This is a genomic window from uncultured Alsobacter sp. (genome assembly GCF_945952055.1).
In the GTDB taxonomy this organism is placed as follows: domain Bacteria; phylum Pseudomonadota; class Alphaproteobacteria; order Rhizobiales; family Beijerinckiaceae; genus Alsobacter.
Genome location: NZ_CAMFHB010000014.1, coordinates 15,880 through 38,121 on the forward strand (window position 1 = coordinate 15,880; position 22,242 = coordinate 38,121).

Sequence of the window (22,242 nt, forward strand, 5' to 3'; positions counted from 1 at the left end):
TCGGCTCAATGGGGAATGAGGCGCCAGCCGCTTTCCCAGACGAGTTTCAGCGACACGAGAAACAGCGCCGTCTGGACGAAGGCGTAGAACAGCTTCTCCGGCAGGATCCGCGTGAGGCGCACGCCGACGAAAGTGGCGAGCGCGCCGACCGGCATCAGCACCAGGGACGTCTTGACCGTCGCGAGCGACATCTGGCCGAGCGCGACGTAGGGCACCAGCTTCACGGCGTTGACGATCGCGAACAGGATCGTGTTCGTGCCGGCGAAGACGAGCTTCGGCAGCCGCTGGGGCACCGTGTAGATCTGGTAGGGCGGGCCGCCCGAATGGGACACGAAGCTCGTGAAGCCCGACAGTCCGCCCCAGAAGATGCCCGGGATGATCCGCGCGGGCTGCCTCTCCTGCGAGGGTGAGCCGAACCAGCGCCACAGGCAGAAGAGCAGCCCGACCATGCCCACGACCACCGCGACCGCGTCCTGCGAGAGCACGGACGCGAAGGCCCAGCCGATGCCGATGCCGGCCACGGCCGAAGGCACCAGAATGGCGAGGTTCCGGGGACTGTACTCCTTGCGATAGAAGTACAGCCCGAACATGTCGGTGACGATGTAGATCGGCAGAAGCAGCCCCGCGGCCTCGAGCGGCCCCATCACGAAGCTCATCACGGGCACCGCCATCATGCCGATGACGGGAAGCCCGCCCTTCGACAGGCCGACGGCGAAGGCGGCCGCGCAGGCGAGCGCGAGCGTCAGGGGATCAGTGAGGGTCAGCATGCAGGCTCACCACTTGGCAGCGTCATTGCGACGAACTGCCTGAGACATCCCCTCCGTCGTCCTGACCGGGCTTGGCCCGGCCATCCACGACTTTGCAACGGTGGGGGAAGTCGTGGGTCCCCGGGCCAAGCCCGGGGATGACGGAGAGATGGAGGCTCGAATGGGAGAAGGCGCTCAGCGCCCCTTCTCCTTGCGCCAGGCGTCGAAGGCCACCTTGTTGGCCTCGTCGGTCGGGGGGTAGAGCCCGAGGATCGACTGGCCGTCCATCACCCGCTCGGTGACGAAGTCCTCGAACGCCGTCATCTCCACCGCCTCGGCCGCGACCTCGTCGGCGATGCCGGCGGGGATGATCACCACGCCCTCGCCGTCGCCCACGACCACGTCGCCCGGCCACACGGCCACGTCGCCGCAGCCGATCGGCACGTTGATGTCGAGCGCCTGGTGCAGCGTCAGGTTGGTCGGCGCCGAGGGGCGCTGGTGGTAGGCCGGGAACGGCAGCTGCGCGATTTCCGGGCTGTCGCGGAAGCCGCCATCCGTCACCACGCCGGCGACGCCGCGCTTCATCAGGCGCGACACCAGGATCGAGCCGGCCGAGGCCGCGCGCGCATCCTTGCGGCTGTCGATCACCATGACCGCGCCGGGCGGGCATTCCTCGACCGCCTTGCGCTGCGGATGGGCCCGGTTCTGGAACACCGACAGCGGGTTCAGGTCCTCGCGGGCGGGGATGTAGCGCAGCGTGAAGGCCTCGCCGACCATGGTGCCGGCGTTGGGGTTCAGCGGGTGGACGTCCTGGATGAACTGGTTGCGCAGGCCGCGCTTGAACAGCGCCGTGCACAGGGTGGCGGTGGAGACCGTCTTCAGCCGGTCGCGGGTTTCGGGCTTCAACATGGACGTGTCCTGGCGCTGTCGGGTTCAAGCCCCCTATACAGGTCCAGCGCGGCTTGGACCAGCGCAACGCCGGGCTTCCGCCACGTCATGGCAGGCCGCGCCGACGACGAGACAAGAGGACGCGCCGCCTACTACGAGAAAAAGGGCCCCGCCAGGTGGGCGGGGCCGAGGTTGGGACGTCTTCATCCGGGTAGGATGCGCTGTCCCCGCAGCAAGGGCGGTGCCACCCCGTTTCGTGCCCGAACGGGACATTCTGGTGCCGGGAAGGCCCTCAGGACCCGGAGACCGCCGCCGGTTGCGCCGGCGCGGGACGCGGCCGTCCCAATCCGGGCACGTCGTGGGCCGCGAGGGTGTTCATGGCGTCCGCGATGAGGCCGTAGCGGGTGGAGGTGGAGCTGAGGTCGCGAAACCAGTTCACGAGGTCGCCCCACGGGTCGTTGATCTTGGCGAGCCCCGAGATGAACGCGACGACGGTGCCGACCTCCGTCTCTCCCGTGACCACGAACCAGCCGCCGATGCCCAGGACGCCGGCCGTGCCCGCATGGTGGAGCAGGTTCATCAGGAAGTTCATGGAGAACTTCAGCTTGAAGATCCCCATGTTGAAGGCGAACACCCGATCGATGCGTTCCTCCTGCAGCAGGTCGAGCGCTCCGGCATTGGCGCGGGCCCCCACCATCGCGGCGCTGACTTCGCGCAACGTGGCGATGCGTCGGGCGACGCGCCGATTGATGGCCCGCTGCATGACGGGGACGATGACGATCTGCGGGCTGAACACCGCGAACGCCACCAGCGCCATGAACGGCTGCAGGTAGATCATGTAGCCGAACACCGTCAGCAGCAGCCCGCCCTGCAGCAGGGGTTCGGACACGGAGGACGCCACGAACCCGGCGATGGGCTCCGCCTCGGCCAGCATCATCGAGGTCTCGATCCCCAGCGCCTCGTCGGTGCTCTCGTCTTCCGCCAGGCCGGCCTGCAGCCGGTTGACCGAGCGCCTGAGCCAGCGCAGCGCGTTCTCGCCCACCCATCCGCGGTAGACGTTCATCGCCAGCTTGATCACCCCTTCGGCCAGCGCCAGTCCCACATAGGCCAGCGCGAGCACGAGGATCGGCTTGTAGATGCCGCCCTTGAAGGCCTCGTTGACGATGCGGCGCTGCACCTCCAGCGGCGCTGCCGACAGCAGGAACACGATGATCGAGAGCGCCGAAAGGACGATCTGGTGCCGTCCGCTGATGCGCCAGATGAACCCGGGCAGGCTCTGCGGCATGAGGCGGGCCCGGGATCCGGACCCTCGGACCCTGGACTGGTCCGCGTTCATCATCGTCCCCCGACCGCGACGGCTCCGCTTCAGGCGTCAATCGAGAATGGGCCGCCGGCACGGGAGAAAACAATCCGCGTTTCTGCGGATCGCGGCGCTCAGGACGAGGGGGAGCGCAGGGCCCGCAGCGCCTGCACGATCGACAGGCGCCAGGCCTTGACCCGGGCGACGGCGGCCATGGCCGCGGCCCAGACCGCCGTACCGCGAACCCACTGCAGCACCGCCTGGCGGATGCGGGTGACGGCGGTCATGATCACGGCGACCCAGCGGATCTTCATGAGCTGGGCGTGGCCGGCGTCGTAGATGCGCTCGACGAGGAGGAAGCTTCCAGCGTAGGCGATGCCCATCAGGACGACGCCCGCCACGAGGCGCCCCTGGCTCAGCCAGATGAGGGCGAGCACCTTCAGCGGCTCGACGCCGATGAGCGGCACCGCCAGGATGCCCAGGACGGCGTAGGGCGGCAACGTGGCCACGAGGGCTTCCGCACGGCGCACCAGGCGCAGCGACGCGAACCAGGCCGCGACCGGCCGGTAGATGGGGCGCGCCAGCTCGTCCAGCACGACGATGACGGCCACGATCACCCTGATGGGCGCGAGGAGCCAGTGCACGACCCGGCTCCCCGGGCCGCGGGTGGGCACGGGCTCGCTCATTGGGCCGCCTTGCGCCCCGAGCCCAGGGGAACGGCATAGAGCTCGAGCTTGTGCCCGACGAGCCGGTAGCCGAGGCGACGGGCGATCTCGGCCTGCAGGACCTCGATGTCCTCCGAACGGAACTCGACCACCTTGCCCGTCTCCAGGTCGATCAGGTGATCGTGGTGATCCTTCGAGGCCCTCTCGTAGCGGGCGCGGCCGTCCTGGAAGGCATGTCGCTCGATGATGCCCTGTTCCTCGAACCGCTTCACGGTCCGGTACACCGTCGACAGCGAGATCGTCTCGTCGCGCAGAGCCACGCGCCGGTGCAGCTCGGGAACGTCGGGGTGATCCTCGGATTCGGCGAGCACGGCGGCGATGAGACGCCTTTGGCCCGTGAGCCGCATCCCCTTGGCCCGGCATTGGGCCTCGATGCGATTGGCGGTAGCAGGCATGCGAGTCCTCGTGATCGCGGAGTGCGCTGCGATGCGGGAGCCGCGCCGCGGTGTCAACCCGCGACGAAGTCGACCAGGAGCTTCACATTGAGCACCACGATGATGGCGGCGATCAGGCCGGCGGCGGCCACGAGCCAGGGTGGAGCCACGAGTTCACCCATCTTCGCCCGGCTCGCGGTGAACATCACGAGGGGGATCACCGCGAACGACAACTGGAGGCTGAGGACGACCTGGGTGAGGATCAGCAGCTGTGCCGTCCCGCTCTCGCCGTACCAGATCGTCACGAGGGCCGCCGGCACGATGGCGACCAGACGCGTCACCAGGCGACGCACCCAGGCCGGCATCCGGATCTGCAGGAACCCTTCCATCACGGCCTGCCCGGCGAGCGTCGCCGTGACGGTGGAGTTCAGCCCGCAGCACAGGAGCGCGATGCCGAACAGGGCCGGCGCGATGGCGGCTCCGAGAAGGGGCGCCAGGAGGCTGTGAGCCTCGCCGAGCTCGGCGACCTCGGTGCGGCCCGTTCCGTTGAAGGCCGCCGCTGCCAGGATGAGGATAGACGCGTTGATCAGCAGGGCGAAGAACAGCGCGACGGTGGAGTCGATCGTCGCGAAGGTCAGGGCCTGGCGCTTCTCGGGGGCGGAGCGGCCGAAGTCGCGGGTCTGAACGATCGCGGAATGGAGGTACAGGTTGTGCGGCATCACCGTGGCGCCGAGGATGCCGAGCGCCAGGTACAGCATCTCCGGGTTGGTGACGATCTGCGGCGTGGGCACGAACCCCTTGAGAACCTCGTTCCACGCCGGGCTCGCCAGGGCGATCTGGGCCGCGAAGCAGACGGCGATGACGGCGAGGAGCGCGATGACCGCCGCCTCCAGGTAGCGGAAGCCCAGCCGCTGCAGGTAGAGGATGACGAAGACGTCGACCGCGGTGATGAGCACGCCCACCGTCAGCGGAATCCCGAACAGGAGCTGGAGGCCGATGGCCGTGCCGATGACCTCGGCGATGTCGGTGGCCACGATCGCGATCTCGGCCAGGAACCACAGCACGACGGCGACGGGCTTCGGGTAGGCGTCGCGGCAGGCCTGGGCCAGGTCGCGGCCTGACGCGATCGCCAGGCGGGCGCAGAGGCTCTGCAGCACCATCGCCATGATGTTGGAGATCAGCGCGACCGCCAGCAGCGTGTAGCCGAACTTCGACCCGCCGGCGATGGACGTGGCCCAGTTGCCGGGGTCCATGTAGCCGACGGCGACGAGGTAGCCGGGTCCCACGAAGGCGAAGAGCTTGCGCCAGGGCGATCCGAAGCGCGGAACGGCGACCGACCGGTAGACGTCGGAGAGCGCGGCCTCGCCGCGGGCGTTGCGCCAGCCCTTCGAGGCCCCGTCGTCGCCGGGTTCGCTGGCAGCACGTCCAAAGGGGGCGTCCGTCGTCACGGCCAGTCTCCGCAGTTGCAACGCATTTGCATCTTAGACGCAAGTCGTGGCGCCGCGCCAGTCTCTTCTTCGGTCAAGATTCGCGACCGATCGTTCGTCGGTGCTGGGGTCAGGCCTTGTGCCGGACCTCGTCCGGGACACCGGGGTCGAGCGGGAAGCTGAAGGCCTCGATTTCGCGACGGATGCGGCGCGCCTCCGCGTTCACGTCCGCCGTCAGCCGGAGCATCGCGGCGGCGGCCGCATTGGCCCGATCGGCCGCCTCGCGCGCCGCGCGGGCGGTCGCGGAGGCGTCCCGCGTGTCGGCCGAGGCGTTGTCGATCATGCCGGCCACCCGCTCCACGGCGTGCGTCTGGACGTCGACGATGCTCGTGATCTGCCCGCCGATCGCGCCGAGCTTGACCACGCGGGCGCCGATCTCGTCCAGCGTGCGCACGCACAGGTCGCTGGCGCGCTGGATCGCCTCGATCTGGCCGGCGATGTCGGACACCGCGCGGGCCGTCTGCTGCGCCAGCGACTTCACCTCGGCGGCCACCACCGCGAAGCCCCTGCCGCTTTCGCCGGCCCGGGCGGCCTCGATGGTCGCGTTGAGAGCCAGCAGGTTCGTGCGGCCCGCGATCGAGGCGATGAGCTTGGTCACCGAGTCGATCTGGGCGGCCGCGACGGTGAGTTCGCGGATCGCCTCGCTGCTCGTCACCGCATGGCTGCGGACGTCGCCCGTCGCGTCCAGGCTTTCGGTCGTCTTCCGGGAGACGTCCCTGGCGCTCAGCGACAACTGCGCCGCGGTCTTCGCGACGTCGGCAACGTGTGACGCGGCCCGCGACGACGACGAGGCGGCCCGCTCGCTGTCCTCGCGCACGACGTGGGCGGCGGCGTTCATCTCCTCGCACTGGCGTGCGATGTCCTCGATCATGCCGGCGAGACGCCTCACCGACTCGTTCATCGACCGGTTGAACGAGCCCACCGTGTCGGCGACGGCAGCTTCGCGCATCAGCATCGTGGCCTGCTCGTCCCGTCGCTGCAGCTCGAGGGACTTGGCCAGGTTGTCGCGCTCCACCGTTTCCATGCGCAACCGCGTGGCCGTGACGCTGCGCATCTGCCTGAGCTGCTGGGCCAGGAGCCCGAACATGGCGAGCCCCAGCCCCACCACCGAGGCCAGCAGGAGGCGGGCCATCGCATAGGCACGCTCCCGCTCACGGCCACGCTCGTCGGCGTCGGCCTGGTAGATCCGCGACAGGATGTCGTTGGTGGCGTCGACCAGAATGGACGAGTCCGCGTGCAGGCGGCGCAGTTCCCCCGTCTTGTCGTCGGACTTGGGGAGAGCCTCCACGCCCGCCATGAGGCCTCGCGCCCGCTTCTCGATCGCTCCCCGCGTGTTCAGCAGGATCGCCTGCTCGCTGAAGCGGTCGCTCAGGCTGCCGTCGTCGAACCTGTGAAGTCGGCTGTCCAGGATGTCGGCGCGCATCTGCACCTGGTCCAGGGCGTCGTCCAGTTCGCCGGGTCCGGCACCGATGGCCTCGGTCAGCGCGATGTGGAGCCGCATCGCTTCGCGGTTGAGCTGCGTGGCGAACCACATGGCGTAGCCCGTGATGCGCTGCTCACGGGCGCCGTCATGGAGCCTCAGCGTGTAGAACAGGGCCAGGATCACGCCGGTCAGCACGATGATCAGGGTAATGAGGATCGAGGCGACCGGCGACCGGCGCTGGGGAACCTGAAGCGTGCCAGTGCCACGCCCGTCCGCCGCGCCGCCGTCGGCCGCGTCGGGGTCGCGCGCACGGAATGGCCACCTCATCCTCGACTGTCCTGCCATTGCCCAGGTCCGCGGAACGGCCGCGGCTGTCATTACCGGCGCGCAGTCTTGCCGCTTTTCATTCCCATGTCGTTAACCGGTGAAGTTCACGGCTCAATTCGGCAGGAAATGCTCCTTGGCCGTGGCTTCCTCGCCGCTGGCGGCGTCGCGGATCCGCACCGTCACCGCGGTCGAGGCGACCGGGATGGCGTCCTTCGGCACCGACACGAGGAGGCGAATCTCCCGCGTCTGGTCGCCCCCGACGGACACCGCGATCCCGCCTCCGGCGGCGGATTCCAGGCCGACGCCCTGCAGGCGCGCGCCCGGCAGCCCCTCCACCGTCAGCACGACGTTGCGCTCGACGGCGTTCTTGTTGAGCAGGCGCACCGTGTAGTCGTTGCGCAGGCTGCCGTCGCTCAGCCGCGTGAACAGCGGATTGCGGTCGTGCAGGACGTTGACGTCGAGGGTGGAGCGGGTGGCCAGCGCGTAGAGCATCACGACGGCGACGATCCCGATGATGGCGGCGTAGAGCACCGTGCGGGCCCTGACGATCCGGTAGACCGGCGGCTCGGACGCCTTGCGGCGCGCCGCGTTCATGTCCGTGTCATAGGCGATGAGGCCCGTCGGCCGGTTCACCTGCTTCATCACCGTGTCGCAGGCATCGATGCACAGGCCGCACTGGATGCACCCGAGTTGCGGCCCGTTGCGGATGTCGATCCCGGTGGGGCAGACGGCGACGCACTGGGCGCAATCGACGCAGTCGCCCGCGGCCTCGCCCTGCTCGCGGGCATGCTCGGCCTTCTTGAGCGACATGCGCGGCTCGCCGCGATCCTTGCGGTAGGTGACGTTGAGCGCCCATTCGTCCGTCAGCGCCGCCTGGATGCGCGGCCATGGGCACATGTAGATGCACACCTGCTCGCGCATGTGCCCGGCGAGGGCATAGGTGGTGAAGGTGAGGATGCCGATCCAGACATAGGCGACGAGCGGTGCCTGGAACGTGGCCAGGTCGCGCACCAGTGTCGGGGCATCCGAGAAGTAGAGCACCCACGCGCCGCCGGTCCACCAGGCGATCATCAGCCAGATCGTGTGCTTCAGGATCTTCTGCGAGACGACGTCCAGGTTGAGACCGCCACGGTCCTTCTTCATGCGCTCGCGACGGTCACCCTCGACCCAGCGCTCCACGGCGTAGAACAGGTCGGTCCAGACGGTCTGCGGACACATGTAGCCGCACCAGACCCGGCCGGCGACGGCGTTCATGAGGAACAGACCCATCGCCGCGATGATCAGCAGCCCGGTGAAGTAGTAGACTTCCTGCGGCCAGAGTTCGACGAAGAAGAAGTAGAAGCGCCTGTGCGGCATGTCGACCAGGACGGCCTGGTCTGGCTGCCCGGGTCCGCGGTTCCAGCGCACGAAGGGCAGAAGATAGTAGATCGCCAGGGTCAGGATCAGCACCGCCCACTTGATGCGGCGGAACGTCCCCGTCACGGCCTGCGGATAGACTTTCTTGCGGGCGGCGTAGAGCGGCCCTTCGATGATCGTGTTGCCGTCCGACATCCGATCGCATCCTTCATGAGTCTTCGCCTCGCGGGCCGGAGCGTCGCGAGGCGGCTGCTGATTCCCTGGTCTCGATCGACCGGCCCAGCCGTCGGGGCGGCCGCGCGGCGATCCCGTGCATCCGGCGGAAAGCTCAGGCCCCGCGGCTCTCGAGCGGGCAGGTGTTGAGCCCGATCAGCCTGTAGGCCGGGCAGAACCGGAACAGTCCCGTGGCCAACGGCACGATGCCGATGAAGCCCCAGGCCCCGATGGCCCCGGCGACGGCCGCGCCGATCAAGGCCAGCCCGACGACGATCCGTGCGATACGGTCAAGACCACCCACATTCGACGACATCGCTCTTCTCCCCTCGTGAGCGCGGCCTGTGCCGCGCGACGCCTTCATCTCCCACGGGCGCCCCGGCATCGTCGGTGACGGGATCACACAACGGCATCCGGAGCTTTGCGGAGATCGGACCTCTTTCCGTCTCACCTGGCGGGATCCGCACCGTCCGGCGGCTCGCGCCGCCACGGCGCGCGGGATCGCCCGCGCCTGCGGGCCCGGCCGAGCGGTGCATCGAAGCAGGAATCAGGAGTGCCGCGCCCCGACGACGGGCGTCGCTGCCCAGCGTGCCCGGAAGACCGGCACGAGGAACACCGGCACGGCCAGAAAAGCCCTCTCCGGGGGCCTCCTCTCACGAGCAGGACCGCCGGCGCGCGGCACGGGATGGGCGCCGGGCGAACACCCGGCGCTACACGCGAGAGAGACGGGACCCGACGCCTCGAGCATTTTCCGACGACGTGAATTCCGGTTCGTCGAAAGAAAACGCGACAAAACATCAGCCTGGAGCGGTCGACCTGATGCAATCAGGTCGAAATTCGCTCTAGGCGTTGACGGGCCGGATCTCCTCGATCTCGTCCTTGTTCACGCAATAGGCCGGCGCGGCATCCAGATGCTGGTGCGCGGCCAGGTCGTGCTGGCACTGGCGCCAGTCCTGGCACATGGCGCAATTGCGCTCCAGGGCCGACCACAGCTCCGGATCCTCCTTGCGCAGCGAGCCCGCGGCCACGCCGTTGGCCTCCAGCATGCGGTCCAGGTAGCCGCTGCTCATGTGTCCGGCGCACAGTCGCGGCAGGTCGTCCTCGGTCAGGCCGAGTTCCTGGAGAGCGGCCGTGCGCTCGAAGGCCGAGAAGCTCTCGAAATCGCTCATCAGCTGGTTGACGCGGCGGCGGCGCTCCAGCCAGGCCTTGGCGCGGTCCAGGATGCTCTCGTGTTGGGGGTCGTTGGACATGGGTGCGTTCCTCGTGACGGCCCGAGTGTTCCACGGCCCCCACCCCCGCGCTTTGAGCTATGACAAAGAGACAGGGAACGATGCGGGCCTGCGGTCGTTGGGCCGCGATGATATGTCCATCTGCCGACGCGGCTCCGACGACCTCCGACCCGCTGGAACTGTGGGGCGGGCTCGAATGCACGGTGGTGCGGGTCGGGGACACCTACCGCGACCAGTTCGAGGACACCCGCCACGCGGAGCGCGAGGGCGACATCGACCTCGTCGCGTCGCTGGGCATCCGGCGCCTGCGCTACCCGGTGCTGTGGGAAACCGTGTCGCCGGACCATCCCGACACCTGCCGGTGGGACTGGCATGACCGCCGGCTCGCCCGCCTGCGCGAGGCCGGCATCGCCCCCATCGTCGGGCTGATGCACCACGGCAGCGGACCGCACTACACAAGTCTGGTCGACCCCGATCTCCCCGCCAAGCTCGCGGTGCACGCGCGCCGCGTCGCCGAGCGCTACCCCTGGGTCGAGGACTGGACCCCCGTCAACGAGCCCCTGACCACCGCCCGGTTCAGTGGTCTCTATGGCCACTGGTACCCCCACGGGCGCGATCCGGGCGTCTTCTTCAACGCGCTCGTGCATCAGTGCCGCGCCGTCGCCGCGGCGATGCGGGCGATCCGGTCGGTGATCCCGCACGCGCGTCTGGTGCAGACGGAGGATCTGGGCAAGACGTTCTCCTCGCCGCACATGGCCTACCAGGCCGACTACGAGAACGAGCGCCGCTGGCTGAGCTTCGACCTGCTGTGCGGCCGCGTGGTCCCGGGCCACCCGCTGCACGCGGAACTCCTGGCCTGCGGCGTGCCCGCCGCGTTCCTCGGCGAACTCGTTTCCCAGCCCTGCCCACCCGACATCGTCGGCATCAACCATTATCTCACCAGCGAGCGCTACCTGGACGAGGATCGCGAGCGGTTCCCGCCCTTCTCATGGGGCGGAAACGCCTTCGAGTCCTATGCGGACGTCGAGGCCGTGCGCGTTCATCTGCCCGACGCCGACACCGGCCCGGCGGCGCGGCTGCGCGAGGTCTGGGCGCGCTATCATCTCCCCATCGCGGTGACGGAGGCCCATCTCGGCGCCACGCGCGACGAACAGCTGCGCTGGCTGCGCGAAATGTGGGACGCCGCCGTCGCTGTGCGGACGGAAGGCGCAGACATCCGCGCGGTGACCGTCTGGTCCCTTTTCGGCGCGGTCGACTGGAACTCCCTGCTCACCGCCCGCTCCGGGTTCTACGAACCCGGCGCCTTCGACATCCGCACGCAGGACGGGCGCCCCCGGCGCACCGCACTGGCCCGCGCCGCCGAAGCCCTGGCACGGCGGGGCCGGTTCGAGCATCCCGTCCTCGACGGGGACGGCTGGTGGCAGGCTCCCACGCGCTTCTACAATCCTCCCGCCGCCACCCGCGCGGCTCCGCTCGTCGGGCGGGCGAGGCCCGTGCTCGTCGTCGGCAACGGGCGCCTGGGCCGCGCCTTTGCGGCAGCGTGCGGATTGCGGGGGCTCGCCACCGAGATGCTGGGGCGCGACCGGCTCGACCCCGCCGACGCGGAGGCCGTCCGCGCCGCGCTCGAGGCGCTGCGGCCCTGGGCCGTCGTCAACTGCTCGGGCTGGTCGGGCGCGCTCTCGGCCGACGAGGCTCCCGAGCAGGTGTGGCGGGACAACGTGACGGGAACCGTCGTGCTGGCCCAGGCCTGCAGCGATCTCGGCATTCCCTGCACCGTCGTGTCGAGCGACCAGGTGTTCGACGGACGCCTCCAGGCCCCCTACCGGGAGAGCCACCCCGTTGCCCCGCTCGGCCTGTTCGGCCGGTCTAAGGCGGAGGCGGAGCGCGCTATCCTGGGCACCCACGACAACGTCCTCATCGCCCGCACGGGACCGCTGTTCGGCGCCGGCGAACCCGACATGGTGCGCCGCGCCGTGCGCGAGGTGGTGCGCGTGACCGGGCTCGACGTGGAAGGCGATCTGGTGTTGTCGCCCACCTACATTCCCGACCTCGTCCACGCGGTGCTCGACCTCCTGATCGACGAGGCGGCCGGGGTCTGGCATCTCGCCAACGAGGGGACCATCGGGGCCCGCGATTTCCTCGACCGCATGCGCCTGCCCTCCCCCGGTGCGCCGGGCGGTGGCCGAAGCGCCCTGAACTTCTCTCTGGCCAGCGAGCGCAGCACCATCATGCCGCCGCTGGGCGAGGCGCTGGAACGCCATGAGCGGATGAGCGCGTAGCGCCGGGCCGGCATCCCGGCACGGCACCCCCGTCCTCGCCGAAGAGACCCCTCGGGACGCTGGCGGTGCAGCCGAAGGCGCAATCGCGACTGTGGCGTGGCCGCAGGCGCTGCTAGCCTCATGGACCAGGATCACCGGACTTGGCCCCATGTCGAACGACCCGCTGCTGCAGCCCTTCCAGCTCAAGCACCTGACGCTGCGCAACCGCCTGATCGTCACCTCGCACGAGCCGGCCTATCCGGAGGACGGGCTGCCGAAGGAGCGCTACCGCGCCTACCACGTCGAGCGCTGCCGCGGGGGCGTGGCCATGACCATGACGGCGGGCTCCGCGGCCGTGTCGCGCGACAGTCCGCCGGCCTTCAACAACATCCTCGCCTGGAAGGACGAGGTCGTGCCGTGGATGCGCCGGCTCGTCGACGCCTGCCACGGCGAGGGTGCCGCGGTCATGATCCAGCTCACCCATCTCGGCCGGCGCACCCGCTGGGACGCGGGCGACTGGCTGCCGGTGGTCTCGCCGTCGCTGGCGCGCGAGCCTGCGCATCGCGCCTTCCCCAAGAGGATCGAGGACTGGGACATCGCCCGCATCGTGCGCGACTATGCCGACGCCGCCGAGCGCATGAAGGCTGCCGGGCTCGATGGCATCGAGCTGGAGTGCTACGGGCACCTGATGGACCAGTTCTGGTCGCCGCGCACGAACGATCTGGACGGCCCCTATGGCGGCAGCCTCGAGAACCGGATGCGCTTCAGCTTCGACGTGCTGCGGGCCATCCGCGACCGCGTCGGATCAGGGTTCATCGTCGGGGTTCGCTACGTGGCCGACGAGATGGCGGAAGGCGGCATCGGCCGCGCGGAGGGCCTCGAGATCTCGCGGCGGTTGCAGGTCAGCGGGCTCGTCGACTTCCTCAACGTGATCCGCGGCCACATCGACACCGACGCCGCCCTCACCGGCGTGATCCCCGTGCAGGGCATGGCCTCGGCGCCGCATCTCGACTTCGCCGGCGAGGTTCGCGCCGCGACCCGGCTGCCGACCTTCCACGCGGCCCGCATCCAGGACGTCGCGACGGCCCGGCACGCCATCGCCTCCGGTCGCCTCGACATGGTGGGCATGACGCGCGCCCACCTCACCGACCCGCACATCGTCCGCAAGATCCGGGAGAAGCGGGAGGACGAGATCAGGCCCTGCGTCGGCGCCAACTACTGCCTCGACCGCATCTACCAGGGCGGCGCCGCCTTCTGCATCCACAACCCCTCCACGGGGCGCGAGCAGGAGGTGCCCCACGCCATTTCGAAGGCGGCCGAGGCCCGTCGCGTCCTCGTCGTCGGGGCTGGTCCGGGCGGCCTCGAGGCCGCTCGCGTCGCCGCGGAGCGGGGCCACGCCGTCACCGTGATCGAGGCGGCTGACGCCGCCGGCGGCCAGATCCGGCTGACGGCGCGCAGCCCGCGCCGGCGCGAAATGATGGGCATCGTCGACTGGCGCATGGACCAGTGCCGCCGCCACGGCGTGACGTTCCGCTTCAACACCTGGGCGGAGGTCGACACCGTCCTGGCCGAGACGCCCGACATCGTCATCGTCGCGACCGGCGGCTTGCCCGACACGGCCGTCCTGAAGGAGGGCAACGATCTCGTGGTTTCGGGCTGGGACATCCTGTCGGGCGACGTCCGGCCCGGCTCCAACGTGCTCGTCTTCGACGACGCGGGCGACCACGTGGCGCTGCAGGCGGCCGAGGCTCTCGCCCAGGCGGGCGCCAAGGTCGAGGTCATGACGCCGGATCGCACCTTCTCGCCGGAGGTGATGGGCATGAACCTCGTGCCCTACGTGCGCGCGCTGCAGCCGCTCGGCGTCACCTTCACGGTGACCTGGAAGCTCAGGGCCTTGCGCCGAGACGGCAACCGGCTCGTCGCGACCGTGGGGAGCGACTACGGCACGGCGCAGGAGGAGCGCATCGTCGACCAGGTGGTGGTCAACCACGGCACGATCCCGCTCGACGACCTCTATTTCGCGCTGAAGCCCCTGTCGACGAACCGTGGCGAGGTCGACCACGCCGCGCTCATCGCCGGTCGCGCGCAAGCCATCGCGACCAACCCGGACGGCCGCTTCCAGCTGTTCCGCATCGGCGACGCCGTCTCGGCCCGCAACACCCACGCCGCGATCTACGACGCGATCCGGCTGGTGAAGGACCTGTGAGCGGGCAGGGACAGCGGCATCCAGATGATGTCCGACCCGCTCCCACCTCGTCGTCCTGCCCGGGCTTGGCCCGGCCAGGACGCGGAGAGGACGAGGAGCCGTGGTTGGACGCCGCAGCCGCCCTCACACGTCGAAGAACACCGTCTCCTGGTCGCCCTGGAGATGGATGTCGAACGTGTAGACGACCTTGCCGTCCCGCTCCGAGCGGGCCGCGAGCAGCGTCTTGCGGCGGCTCTCGAGCTCGATGAGGTTGAGCACGGGGTCGGCCCCGTTCGCCGCCGTTTCGTCGGCGAAATACATCCGCGTGTTCAGGCCGATGTTGATGCCGCGGGCCACGACCCAGACGCTGACGTGCGGCGCCATCGGCCGGCCGTGGCGCCCGATCACGGGGCCCGGCTTCACCGTGTCGAACGTGTAGACGCCGGTGTTGAAGTCGGCGGCCGCGCGGCCCCAGCCGCGGAACTCGGGATCGAGCTCCTTGTCCTGGGTGTCGGCCGGATGGTTGTAGCGTCCGAAGCTGTTGGCCTGCCAGATCTCGACCAGCGCGTCGCGGACCGGCGTGCCGGTGCCGTCGAACACGCGGCCCTCGATCACGATCCGCTCGCCGCGCGTACCGGCCCCGGCCAGCACGTTGCTGAAATTGTTCTGGAAGATGTCGAAGCCGGCGGCGTGCGGGGCCAGGCCGATGTGAACGTAGGGACCCGCCGTCTGGGAGGCGGTCTGCTTCAGGTAATGGAGTTCCTGGGGCATCGCTCAGTTCCCTTCCAGGCGGTTCTCGAACAGCGTCGACCGGCTGCCGCGCAGCACGATGTCGAAGCGGTAGCAGAGGCTGTCCATCGGCACCTGCTCGTTCATGTCGAGCGGCGCGATCAGGCGGTCGACGGCCGCCTTGTCCGGGATCACGTTGACGATGGGGCAGATCGGGATCAGCGGGTCGCCCTCGAAGTACATCTGCGTGATGAGCCGCTGCACGAAGCCCGAGCCGAATACCGAGAAGTGGATGTGGGCGGGACGCCAGCTGTTGATGTAGTTGCGCCAGGGATAGGGACCCGGCTTCACCGTGCGGAAATAGTAGTAGCCGTTCTCGTCCGTGATCGTGCGGCCGCAGCCGCCGAAGTTGGGGTCGATCGGGGCGAGGTAGGTGTCCTTCTTGTGCCGGTAGCGGCCGGCGGCATTGGCCTGCCAGAACTCGACCAGCGTCTTGGGCACGGGACGACCCATCTCGTCGAGCACGCGGCCGTGAACGATGATCCGCTCGCCGATCGGGTCGCCCGACTTGGCGTAGTTGCGGATCAGGTCGTTGTCGAGCAAGCCGATCTCGTTGTGGCCGAAGACCGGCCCGGTCACTTCCGACAGCGAATTGTGCAGCGACAGCAACGCGTGGCGCGGGGAGCGCAGGACGCTGGTCTTGTAGGTGGGGGTGAAGGCCGCGGGATGCAGGGTGCGATCCCAGGCAATGAATTCGCTCTTGGCGCCGGCCATGCGTCTCCTCCTGTCCCGTTGAACGGGGTTCGGGCGTCACCATGCGCCAGCTCATTCACAGAATGAATTCATCCGCTATCATGTCACCCATGAATGAAATCGATCGATTGGCGCTCGATGGCGCGATGCTGCGCCTGTTCCTGACGGTCCTCGACGAGGGATCGGTGACGGCCGCCGCCGCCCGACTGGACATGACCCAGTCCGCCGTGAGCCACGCCCTGCAGCGCCTGTCGAGGCTGGTCGGCGAGCCGCTTTTCGTGAAGTCGGGCCGCGGCATCGCGCCCACGGCCCATGCCCTCTCCCTGCGCGAGCCGGCGCGCGACCTGCTGGCCGGCCTGCAGCAGTTCGGCGCCCGGGGCACGTTCGACCCGTCGACCGCCAGCCTGGACCTGACCGTGGCGGCCAACGACCTGCAGCGGGACCTGCTGCTGCCAGGCCTGTTCCGAGCCACCGAGAAGCGTGCCTCCCGCGTTCACATGCGCGTGATTCCGTCCGACGTCCCCAGTGCCGACATGCTGCGCCAGGGACGCTGCGACCTGCTGATTTCTCCCTACGCGCCGGAAGGCACGGACATCGTGCAGAGGCCGTTGCTGCGCGACCGCTACGTCGTGTTCTACGACCCGGAGGCTCGGGCGGCGCCGCGCACGGCCGAGGAGTTTCTCTCGGCCCGGCACGTCAGCGTGGTCTACCCGAACGGCGAGAGCCTGGACTTCGACCGGCGTCTCCAGGCGGACGGGGTGCAGCGCGACATGGCGGTCACCGTGCCGAGCTTCTCGGGCGTGCCCGCCTTCCTGCGCGGCACGACGATGATCGCGACCCTCCCAAGCCTCCTGCGCGCCAACCTGATGCGCGACTTCGCCTCGACGGCGGCGCCGCTCGAGGCTGTCCACGAGGGTCGCGCGGGCGGGCTCACCATGATGATGGTCTGGCACCGCCGCTTCGGCTCCGACCCGCTGCACGTGTGGCTGCGACGGCTGCTGGCGGCGGGAGTAGCGGAGATGCGCAAGGCCGGGCGCGGCTGAAAGGGGGTGCGTCCTTCGACACGGCCGCTTCGCGGCCTGCTCAGGATGAGGAGATTTGTGCCTTTAGATCACCACTGAAGGTCCTCATCCGGACAGTTTGTGACTCAATCCCCGTGCGGCATTGCACCTGAATTCTCCACCGCGCGCCCACCTCTCCGCCGTCCTGCCCGGGCCTGGCCCGGGCATCCACGACTTTGCTGGGGCCAAGCGTCAGTCGTGGGTGGCCGGGCCAAGCCCGGCCATGACGCCGAGAGGGAGGTGCTCGCTGGACCCGCGAAAGATTCACAAGCTCTGAGCAGGCCGCGTGTCGAAGGACGCACAGCGGCCCCGTGCTCACCCACGCGACAGACGGTCGAACGCCAGCGCCAGTGCCTCGTCCGACTTCACGCCCGTCATCACGTCGGCGAAGAACGTCGAGGCAGGATCGATCACAGTGGCGCCGTCGGCGTCCGAGCGGTCGCAGACGATCCGTAGTGGCAGCCGCTCGATGGAGAACAGCTCCGGCGCCAGGGCGTGCAGCATCACGCAGGGGTCGTGCAGCGGGAAGCCCGTCGCCTTGCGCTCGGCCTCGGGGAAGCCCTTGGCGGTGCGCATGGCTTCGATGTTGGCCAGGTAGGCGCGGATCATCTGCGCGGCCACCTCGGCCAGCGGCCCGCCGACGGCGTCCAGCCGGCCGCTCCAGTCCGGCGTCGCCAGCACCTTGCGCGTCACGTCGAGCGGGGCGAGCACGAACGGAAGCCCGGACCGCAGCACCACGTCGTAGGCCTCGGGATCCGCCCACACGTTGAACTCGGCCGCGGCCGTGACGTTGCCGCGGTCGCGCACGGCGCCGCCCATGGCGACGATCGATTCGGCGCGCGCCGCCGTCTCGGGATGCTCGAGGATGAGATGGGCGATGTTGGTGAGCGGCCCGAGCGCCATGATCCGCAGGGATCCGGCCGGGCGCTTCTCCAGTTCGTCGCGCAGGTAGCCCACCGCGTCGGTCCCGGCGGGGGCGGCGGCGGGCTCCGGCAGGGCCACGCCCCCGATTCCGTCGCCGCCGTGGATTTCCGCCGCATCGAGATGGGGGCGGCGCAGCGGCTCGGCGGCGCCCGACACGACCTTGATGTCCGACCTGCCCAGCAGGGCCAGCATGCGCCCGGCGTTGCGGGTGGTCGTGGACAGGCCGATGTTGCCGGCCACGGTCGTGACGCCGACCACGTCCAGCTCCGGCGAGCGCAGCGCGATGATGAGCGCGAGCGCGTCGTCCAGCCCGGGGTCGGTGTCGATGATGACGGGAAGCTGGGTCATGGCAGCTTTGCCCTCTTTCCAGATGCTAAATGACGCTCGCCGTGTAGCATGCTTCGTGCTTATAGGGCGGGATGGCGTTGCCGACCTGTCGCAGGCCATCCGCCCCGTCGCAAGAGGACACACGATGACGACCCGCTTCCGCCTCGCCTCCCTCGCGCTCGCCGCCCTTCTCGGCGCCGCCGCGGCCGTTCCGGCCACCGCGCAGGAGAAGAAGACCCTCACCATTTCCATGTGGGGCTTCAACGGCGACAAGCTCGAAGCCTTCCTGTTCAAGCCGTTCAAGGAGAAGTACGGCGTCGACATCGTGCTGGAGACCGGCAACGCCGGCGATCGCCTGAACAAGGTGAAGATCCGCGGCGGCGGCGTCGACCTCATCTACCTGTCGGACGTGTTCTCCGAGACCGGCCTTCAGGACAAGATGTTCGAGAAGATCGACCCCGCGAAGGTGCCCAATCTCAAGGACGTCTACCCGATCGCCCAGGCCCCGCAGGGCGAGGGCTACGGCCCGGCCTACACCATCGGCCGCTACGGCATCGTGTTCGATTCCGCCAAGGTGAAGCCCGTGACGTCCTGGGCCGACCTGTGGCGCGACGACCTGAAGAAGAAGATCAGCCTGCCGGGCTTCAACACGACCGCCGGGCCGCTGATCGCGCTGGTCGCCGCCGAGCGCAAGAAGGCGGATCCCTACAAGGAGGCGGACAAGACCTTCGCCAGCTTGGCCGAGATCAAGCCGAACCTGGTGAAGACCTACAACACGGGCTCCGAGCTCGTGAACCTGTTCTCGACCGGCGAGGTCTCGGTCGCCGCCGTGCAGGACTTCGTGTTCCCGCAGCTCAAGGCCGCCATCCCCACCGCCGTGTGGGCCGACCTCGGCGACGGCGCCTTCTCGACCTTCAACACGGTGAACGTGGTCGTGGGCTCCAAGAACAAGGACCTCGCGCTCGCCTTCATCAACCATCACCTGAGCGCCGAGGTGCAGAAGAACCTCGCGATCGCCGGCACCGACGCACCCGCCAACCGGACCGTCGAGCTGACCCCGGAACAGGCCGCGCCCTGGACCTACGGCGAGGCCACCATCAAGGCGCTGCGCCGCATCGACTACGCCAAGGTGAACGCGGCCAAGCCCGACTGGCAGGACCGCTGGAACGACATCTTCGGCCGCTGAGCGGCCGAAGATCCGCCATCTCATGGCGAAGTCCTCCAAGGCATCCGACCGGCAGGGCGCGGCGGCGACGTGGCTCCTGGTCGCGCCGGCGCTCGCCATCGTGGCCGGGCTCCTCGTCGCGCCCGTCGCCAACACGGCGACGATGCCGCTCACGTCGGGCCGCGCCGTCGCCCTGTACCAGCGCTTCTTCACCGGCGCCTTCAACCAGGCCGTCACGCTGCGCACGCTGGAGATCGCGGCCGTGACGACCGTGGTGTCGCTCGTGCTGGGGTTCGTGGCCGCCTACGTGGTGGCGCGGGCTCCCCAGAAGGCGCGCAGCATCCTGATCGTCGCGGCGGTGTTCCCGCTGCTCACCGGCACCGTCGTGCGCTCCTTCGCCTTCATGGTGATCCTGGGGCGCAACGGGCTCGCCAACGACTTCCTCCAGAAGGTCGGCCTGGCGTCGGCGCCCCTGCAGATGCTCTACACCGAGTTCGCGGTCATCGTCGGGCTCGTGTACCTGTTCACGCCGCTGATGATCGTCTCGCTCGTCGGCGTGCTGGAGAACATCGATCCCGACCTGTCCCGGGCCGCGGCCTCGCTGGGCGCGACACCCGGCGCGGTGTTCCGCCAGGTGATCCTGCCGCTTGCTGTCCCGGGCCTGATCGTCGGCTCGGTCCTGGTGTTCACGGGCTCGTTCACCGCCTTCGCGACGCCCCAGCTCCTCGGCGGCGAGCAGCAGACGGTGCTGGCGACGCTGCTCTACCAGAAGGCCATGGTGTCCTTCGACTGGATGGGGGCGGCCACCATCGCCACCGTCATGGTGGTGATCACCCTCCTGGTCGTCGTCGCCATGACCATGCTGGCGCGCCGCCTCAACCCGGCGACGGGGTGAGCCGATGAACCGCACGCATCCCGCGCTCATCGCCGGCGCGGCCGTCGTCTACCTGTTCCTCCTCGGCCCCCTGGTCGTGGTGGTCGGATCCTCGTTCAGCACGACGACGTTCTTGACCTTTCCGCCGCAGGGCCTGTCGCTGCGCTGGTACGAGAACGCGCTGGCCAACGGCGCCTTCCGCGCCTCCTTCGTCACGAGCATGCAGGTGGCCGTCGGCGGCACCTTCCTCGCCCTGCTGGTCGGCATCCCCGCCGCCTATGCCATGGCCCGGCGGCGCCAGGCCCTGCCGGGCTTCCTCGGCCTGTTCTTCGTTCTGCCGATCCTGATCCCCGAGATCGTGACGGGCTTCTCGCTCCTGCGTCTCGCCGCCGTCCAGGTCGGGATCCCGGTCCTGCCGGCGCTCATCCTCGGCCACGCGCTGCTCGTGCTGCCCTACTGCGTGCGCGTGGTGGGGGCGAGCCTGGCGACCTTCGACTTCAGCGCCGAGGAAGCCGCCATCAGCCTCGGCTGTCCGCCGCTGAAGACGTTCTTCACGGTCGTGCTGCCGAACATCCGCTCGGGCATCATCGCGGCCTTCGTGCTGGCCTTCATCACGTCCCTCAACGACGTGTCGATTTCCGTCTTCCTGACGGGGCCGGGTATCAGCACGCTGCCGATCCAGATCCTCACTTACGTCGAGCAGTTCTTCGACCCCACGGTCGCCGCCGTTTCGGTGCTGCTCATGGTGCTCACGGTCGCGGTGATGGCGATCGTCGAGCGGACCCTCGGACTGACGAGTTTCACCAAGTGACCCAACCTCTCTCCCTCCACGGCGTCGGCGCGCGCTACGGCACCACGCGGGTGCTGGAGAACCTGTCGCTCTCGGTGGGTGCCGGCGAGCTCGTGTCGCTGCTCGGCGCCAGCGGCTGCGGCAAGACGACGACGCTGCGGCTCGTCGCCGGCTTCCTGGCCCCCAGCGAAGGCACCATCCGCCTGGGCGACCGGGATCTCACGACGCTGCCCCCCCACAAGCGGGACATCGGGCTCGTCTTCCAGAACTACGCGCTCTTCCCGCACCTCAGCGTCGCCGACAACGTCGCCTTCGGGCTCAAGCAGCGCGGCATCGCTCCCGCCGACCGGGCCCGTCAGGCCGCCGCCATGCTCGAGCGCGTCGGCCTTTCCGCCCTCGCCGACCGCCTGCCCGCGGCCCTGTCCGGTGGCCAGAAGCAGCGCGTGGCCCTCGCCCGCGCGCTGGTCATCCGCCCGCCGCTCCTCATGTTCGACGAACCGCTCTCCAACCTCGACGCCAAGCTGCGCATCGACATGCGGGTCGAGATCCGGGAGCTGCAGCGGGCCAACGGGACGACCGCGGTCTACGTTACGCACGACCAGGAGGAAGCCTTCTCCATCTCCGACCGGGTGGCGATCATGGACGCCGGCCGCATCGTCCAGCTCGACACGCCCGAGGTCCTGTACCGCAGGCCGGCGACGGCCTTCGTGGCCCGGTTCGTGGGGTTCGAGAACCTCCTGCCGATGACCGTCTCCTCCCGGCAGGACGGCGCTGTCATGGCGGAGGGCGCGGGGGGCGTGTCGCTGACGCTCGACGAGCGGGACTTCGGCCCGATCCCGGACCGCTTCGTCCTCGCGACCCGTCCGGAGGGGCTCGTCGTGGGGCCGCCCGGCCGCGGGATCCCGGCCCGCCTGGGATTGCGCACCTATCTCGGCCGCGCCTATGCCTATCGTTGCGAAACCCCCGCCGGCGCCCTCGTCGCCCACGGCGCGCTCGACGCGCCGCAGGAGCCGGGCGCCGCGGCCGGGCTTGCCGTCGTCCCGTCATTGTCGGCCATTCTGCCGGCCGCGGCCTGAACGACACCGATCGACCAGGCACCCCAGCCGGT

At 69.4% G+C, this 22,242-nt stretch carries 20 protein-coding genes; 7 read left to right on the forward strand and 13 right to left on the reverse strand.

The window, feature by feature from the left end:
* Positions 1-5: 5 nt before the first annotated feature.
* From Q0Q47_RS12590 to Q0Q47_RS12635, 10 genes are all read right to left on the reverse strand, one after another.
* Complete coding sequence (locus tag Q0Q47_RS12590; protein WP_293859833.1) at positions 6-767, reverse strand: sulfite exporter TauE/SafE family protein; 762 nt, start codon at positions 765-767, stop codon at positions 6-8.
* Positions 768-941: 174 nt separating this feature from the next.
* Positions 942-1,655 carry a ribonuclease activity regulator RraA gene (locus Q0Q47_RS12595; RefSeq protein WP_293859836.1) on the reverse strand — a complete coding sequence of 238 codons (714 nt, stop codon included), beginning with the start codon at positions 1,653-1,655 and terminating at the stop codon, positions 942-944.
* Between the two features lie 271 nt (positions 1,656-1,926).
* The gene (locus tag Q0Q47_RS12600) at positions 1,927-2,919 is read right to left on the reverse strand and encodes an ABC transporter transmembrane domain-containing protein (RefSeq protein WP_293859839.1); all 993 of its coding nucleotides are present in this window, start codon (positions 2,917-2,919) and stop codon (positions 1,927-1,929) included.
* A 149-nt stretch (positions 2,920-3,068) separates the two neighbouring features.
* A complete protein-coding gene (locus tag Q0Q47_RS12605; RefSeq protein WP_293859841.1) occupies positions 3,069-3,620 on the reverse strand; it encodes a hypothetical protein in 552 nt (183 codons plus the stop codon).
* Entirely contained in the window at positions 3,617-4,054 is a 438-nt protein-coding gene (locus tag Q0Q47_RS12610; protein ID WP_293859844.1) for a Fur family transcriptional regulator, read from the reverse strand. Before Q0Q47_RS12610 ends, Q0Q47_RS12605 begins: the two co-directional genes overlap by 4 nt.
* Positions 4,055-4,107: 53 nt before the next feature.
* Positions 4,108-5,481, reverse strand: a complete 1,374-nt coding sequence (locus Q0Q47_RS12615; protein ID WP_293859847.1) for an Nramp family divalent metal transporter — start codon at positions 5,479-5,481, stop codon at positions 4,108-4,110.
* 109 nt (positions 5,482-5,590) lie between these two features.
* Positions 5,591-7,270 carry a methyl-accepting chemotaxis protein gene (locus Q0Q47_RS12620; RefSeq protein ID WP_293859850.1) on the reverse strand — a complete coding sequence of 560 codons (1,680 nt, stop codon included), beginning with the start codon at positions 7,268-7,270 and terminating at the stop codon, positions 5,591-5,593.
* A 111-nt stretch (positions 7,271-7,381) separates the two neighbouring features.
* Positions 7,382-8,821, reverse strand: coding sequence for a cytochrome c oxidase accessory protein CcoG (gene ccoG / locus Q0Q47_RS12625; protein ID WP_293859853.1), 1,440 nt, complete (start codon positions 8,819-8,821; stop codon positions 7,382-7,384).
* 133 nt (positions 8,822-8,954) lie between these two features.
* On the reverse strand, positions 8,955-9,155 hold the full coding sequence (locus Q0Q47_RS12630; protein WP_293859856.1) for a DUF2892 domain-containing protein: 201 nt from the start codon (positions 9,153-9,155) through the stop codon (positions 8,955-8,957).
* A gap of 526 nt (positions 9,156-9,681) precedes the next feature.
* Positions 9,682-10,089 (reverse strand): DUF6455 family protein, encoded by a 408-nt coding sequence (locus Q0Q47_RS12635; RefSeq protein ID WP_293859859.1) that lies wholly within the window; start codon positions 10,087-10,089, stop codon positions 9,682-9,684.
* A gap of 107 nt (positions 10,090-10,196) precedes the next feature.
* On the opposite strand from Q0Q47_RS12635, the gene Q0Q47_RS12640 reads away from it, so the two are divergent.
* Positions 10,197-12,347 (forward strand): family 1 glycosylhydrolase, encoded by a 2,151-nt coding sequence (locus Q0Q47_RS12640; RefSeq protein WP_293859862.1) that lies wholly within the window; start codon positions 10,197-10,199, stop codon positions 12,345-12,347.
* A 148-nt stretch (positions 12,348-12,495) separates the two neighbouring features.
* The gene (locus Q0Q47_RS12645; RefSeq protein WP_293859866.1) at positions 12,496-14,532 is read left to right on the forward strand and encodes an NADH:flavin oxidoreductase; all 2,037 of its coding nucleotides are present in this window, start codon (positions 12,496-12,498) and stop codon (positions 14,530-14,532) included.
* 123 nt (positions 14,533-14,655) lie between these two features.
* Here Q0Q47_RS12645 and pcaG read toward each other — a convergent pair whose 3' ends face one another.
* Both pcaG and pcaH read right to left on the reverse strand, forming a co-directional pair.
* Positions 14,656-15,282 carry a protocatechuate 3,4-dioxygenase subunit alpha gene (pcaG, locus tag Q0Q47_RS12650; RefSeq protein WP_293859869.1) on the reverse strand — a complete coding sequence of 209 codons (627 nt, stop codon included), beginning with the start codon at positions 15,280-15,282 and terminating at the stop codon, positions 14,656-14,658.
* 3 nt (positions 15,283-15,285) lie between these two features.
* Complete coding sequence (gene pcaH, locus Q0Q47_RS12655; RefSeq protein ID WP_293859872.1) at positions 15,286-16,014, reverse strand: protocatechuate 3,4-dioxygenase subunit beta; 729 nt, start codon at positions 16,012-16,014, stop codon at positions 15,286-15,288.
* 89 nt (positions 16,015-16,103) lie between these two features.
* Between pcaH and Q0Q47_RS12660 the strand changes: the two genes are divergently transcribed.
* Positions 16,104-17,036, forward strand: coding sequence for a LysR family transcriptional regulator (locus Q0Q47_RS12660; RefSeq protein WP_367278242.1), 933 nt, complete (start codon positions 16,104-16,106; stop codon positions 17,034-17,036).
* A gap of 333 nt (positions 17,037-17,369) precedes the next feature.
* On the opposite strand, the gene Q0Q47_RS12665 is transcribed toward Q0Q47_RS12660, so the two are convergent.
* On the reverse strand, positions 17,370-18,326 hold the full coding sequence (locus tag Q0Q47_RS12665) for a nucleoside hydrolase (RefSeq protein WP_293859878.1): 957 nt from the start codon (positions 18,324-18,326) through the stop codon (positions 17,370-17,372).
* 124 nt (positions 18,327-18,450) lie between these two features.
* On the opposite strand from Q0Q47_RS12665, the gene Q0Q47_RS12670 reads away from it, so the two are divergent.
* From Q0Q47_RS12670 to Q0Q47_RS12685, 4 genes are read left to right on the forward strand one after another with little or no spacing between them, the layout of a single operon-like run.
* Complete coding sequence (locus Q0Q47_RS12670) at positions 18,451-19,491, forward strand: ABC transporter substrate-binding protein (RefSeq protein WP_293859883.1); 1,041 nt, start codon at positions 18,451-18,453, stop codon at positions 19,489-19,491.
* Between the two features lie 22 nt (positions 19,492-19,513).
* A complete protein-coding gene (locus Q0Q47_RS12675; RefSeq protein WP_293859886.1) occupies positions 19,514-20,365 on the forward strand; it encodes an ABC transporter permease in 852 nt (283 codons plus the stop codon).
* Positions 20,366-20,369: 4 nt separating this feature from the next.
* Positions 20,370-21,155 (forward strand): ABC transporter permease, encoded by a 786-nt coding sequence (locus Q0Q47_RS12680; protein WP_293859889.1) that lies wholly within the window; start codon positions 20,370-20,372, stop codon positions 21,153-21,155.
* The gene (locus Q0Q47_RS12685; protein ID WP_293859892.1) at positions 21,152-22,210 is read left to right on the forward strand and encodes an ABC transporter ATP-binding protein; all 1,059 of its coding nucleotides are present in this window, start codon (positions 21,152-21,154) and stop codon (positions 22,208-22,210) included. The genes Q0Q47_RS12680 and Q0Q47_RS12685 overlap by 4 nt, the downstream gene beginning before the upstream one ends.
* The last annotated feature ends 32 nt before the right edge of the window (positions 22,211-22,242 follow it).

Bases quoted from the DNA above. Each gene is read 5' to 3' on its own strand.
- Q0Q47_RS12590 (WP_293859833.1), bottom strand. From the start codon at position 767: ATGCTGACCCTCACTGATCCCCTGACGCTCGCGCTCGCCTGCGCGGCC.
- Q0Q47_RS12595 (WP_293859836.1), bottom strand. From the start codon at position 1,655: ATGTTGAAGCCCGAAACCCGCGACCGGCTGAAGACGGTCTCCACCGCC.
- Q0Q47_RS12600 (WP_293859839.1), bottom strand. From the start codon at position 2,919: ATGCCGCAGAGCCTGCCCGGGTTCATCTGGCGCATCAGCGGACGGCAC.
- Q0Q47_RS12605 (WP_293859841.1), bottom strand. From the start codon at position 3,620: ATGAGCGAGCCCGTGCCCACCCGCGGCCCGGGGAGCCGGGTCGTGCAC.
- Q0Q47_RS12610 (WP_293859844.1), bottom strand. From the start codon at position 4,054: ATGCCTGCTACCGCCAATCGCATCGAGGCCCAATGCCGGGCCAAGGGG.
- Q0Q47_RS12620 (WP_293859850.1), bottom strand. From the start codon at position 7,270: ATGAGGTGGCCATTCCGTGCGCGCGACCCCGACGCGGCCGACGGCGGC.
- ccoG (WP_293859853.1), bottom strand. From the start codon at position 8,821: ATGTCGGACGGCAACACGATCATCGAAGGGCCGCTCTACGCCGCCCGC.
- Q0Q47_RS12630 (WP_293859856.1), bottom strand. From the start codon at position 9,155: ATGTCGTCGAATGTGGGTGGTCTTGACCGTATCGCACGGATCGTCGTC.
- Q0Q47_RS12635 (WP_293859859.1), bottom strand. From the start codon at position 10,089: ATGTCCAACGACCCCCAACACGAGAGCATCCTGGACCGCGCCAAGGCC.
- Q0Q47_RS12640 (WP_293859862.1), top strand. From the start codon at position 10,197: ATGATATGTCCATCTGCCGACGCGGCTCCGACGACCTCCGACCCGCTG.
- Q0Q47_RS12645 (WP_293859866.1), top strand. From the start codon at position 12,496: ATGTCGAACGACCCGCTGCTGCAGCCCTTCCAGCTCAAGCACCTGACG.
- pcaG (WP_293859869.1), bottom strand. From the start codon at position 15,282: ATGCCCCAGGAACTCCATTACCTGAAGCAGACCGCCTCCCAGACGGCG.
- pcaH (WP_293859872.1), bottom strand. From the start codon at position 16,014: ATGGCCGGCGCCAAGAGCGAATTCATTGCCTGGGATCGCACCCTGCAT.
- Q0Q47_RS12660 (WP_367278242.1), top strand. From the start codon at position 16,104: ATGAATGAAATCGATCGATTGGCGCTCGATGGCGCGATGCTGCGCCTG.
- Q0Q47_RS12665 (WP_293859878.1), bottom strand. From the start codon at position 18,326: ATGACCCAGCTTCCCGTCATCATCGACACCGACCCCGGGCTGGACGAC.
- Q0Q47_RS12670 (WP_293859883.1), top strand. From the start codon at position 18,451: ATGACGACCCGCTTCCGCCTCGCCTCCCTCGCGCTCGCCGCCCTTCTC.
- Q0Q47_RS12675 (WP_293859886.1), top strand. From the start codon at position 19,514: ATGGCGAAGTCCTCCAAGGCATCCGACCGGCAGGGCGCGGCGGCGACG.
- Q0Q47_RS12680 (WP_293859889.1), top strand. From the start codon at position 20,370: ATGAACCGCACGCATCCCGCGCTCATCGCCGGCGCGGCCGTCGTCTAC.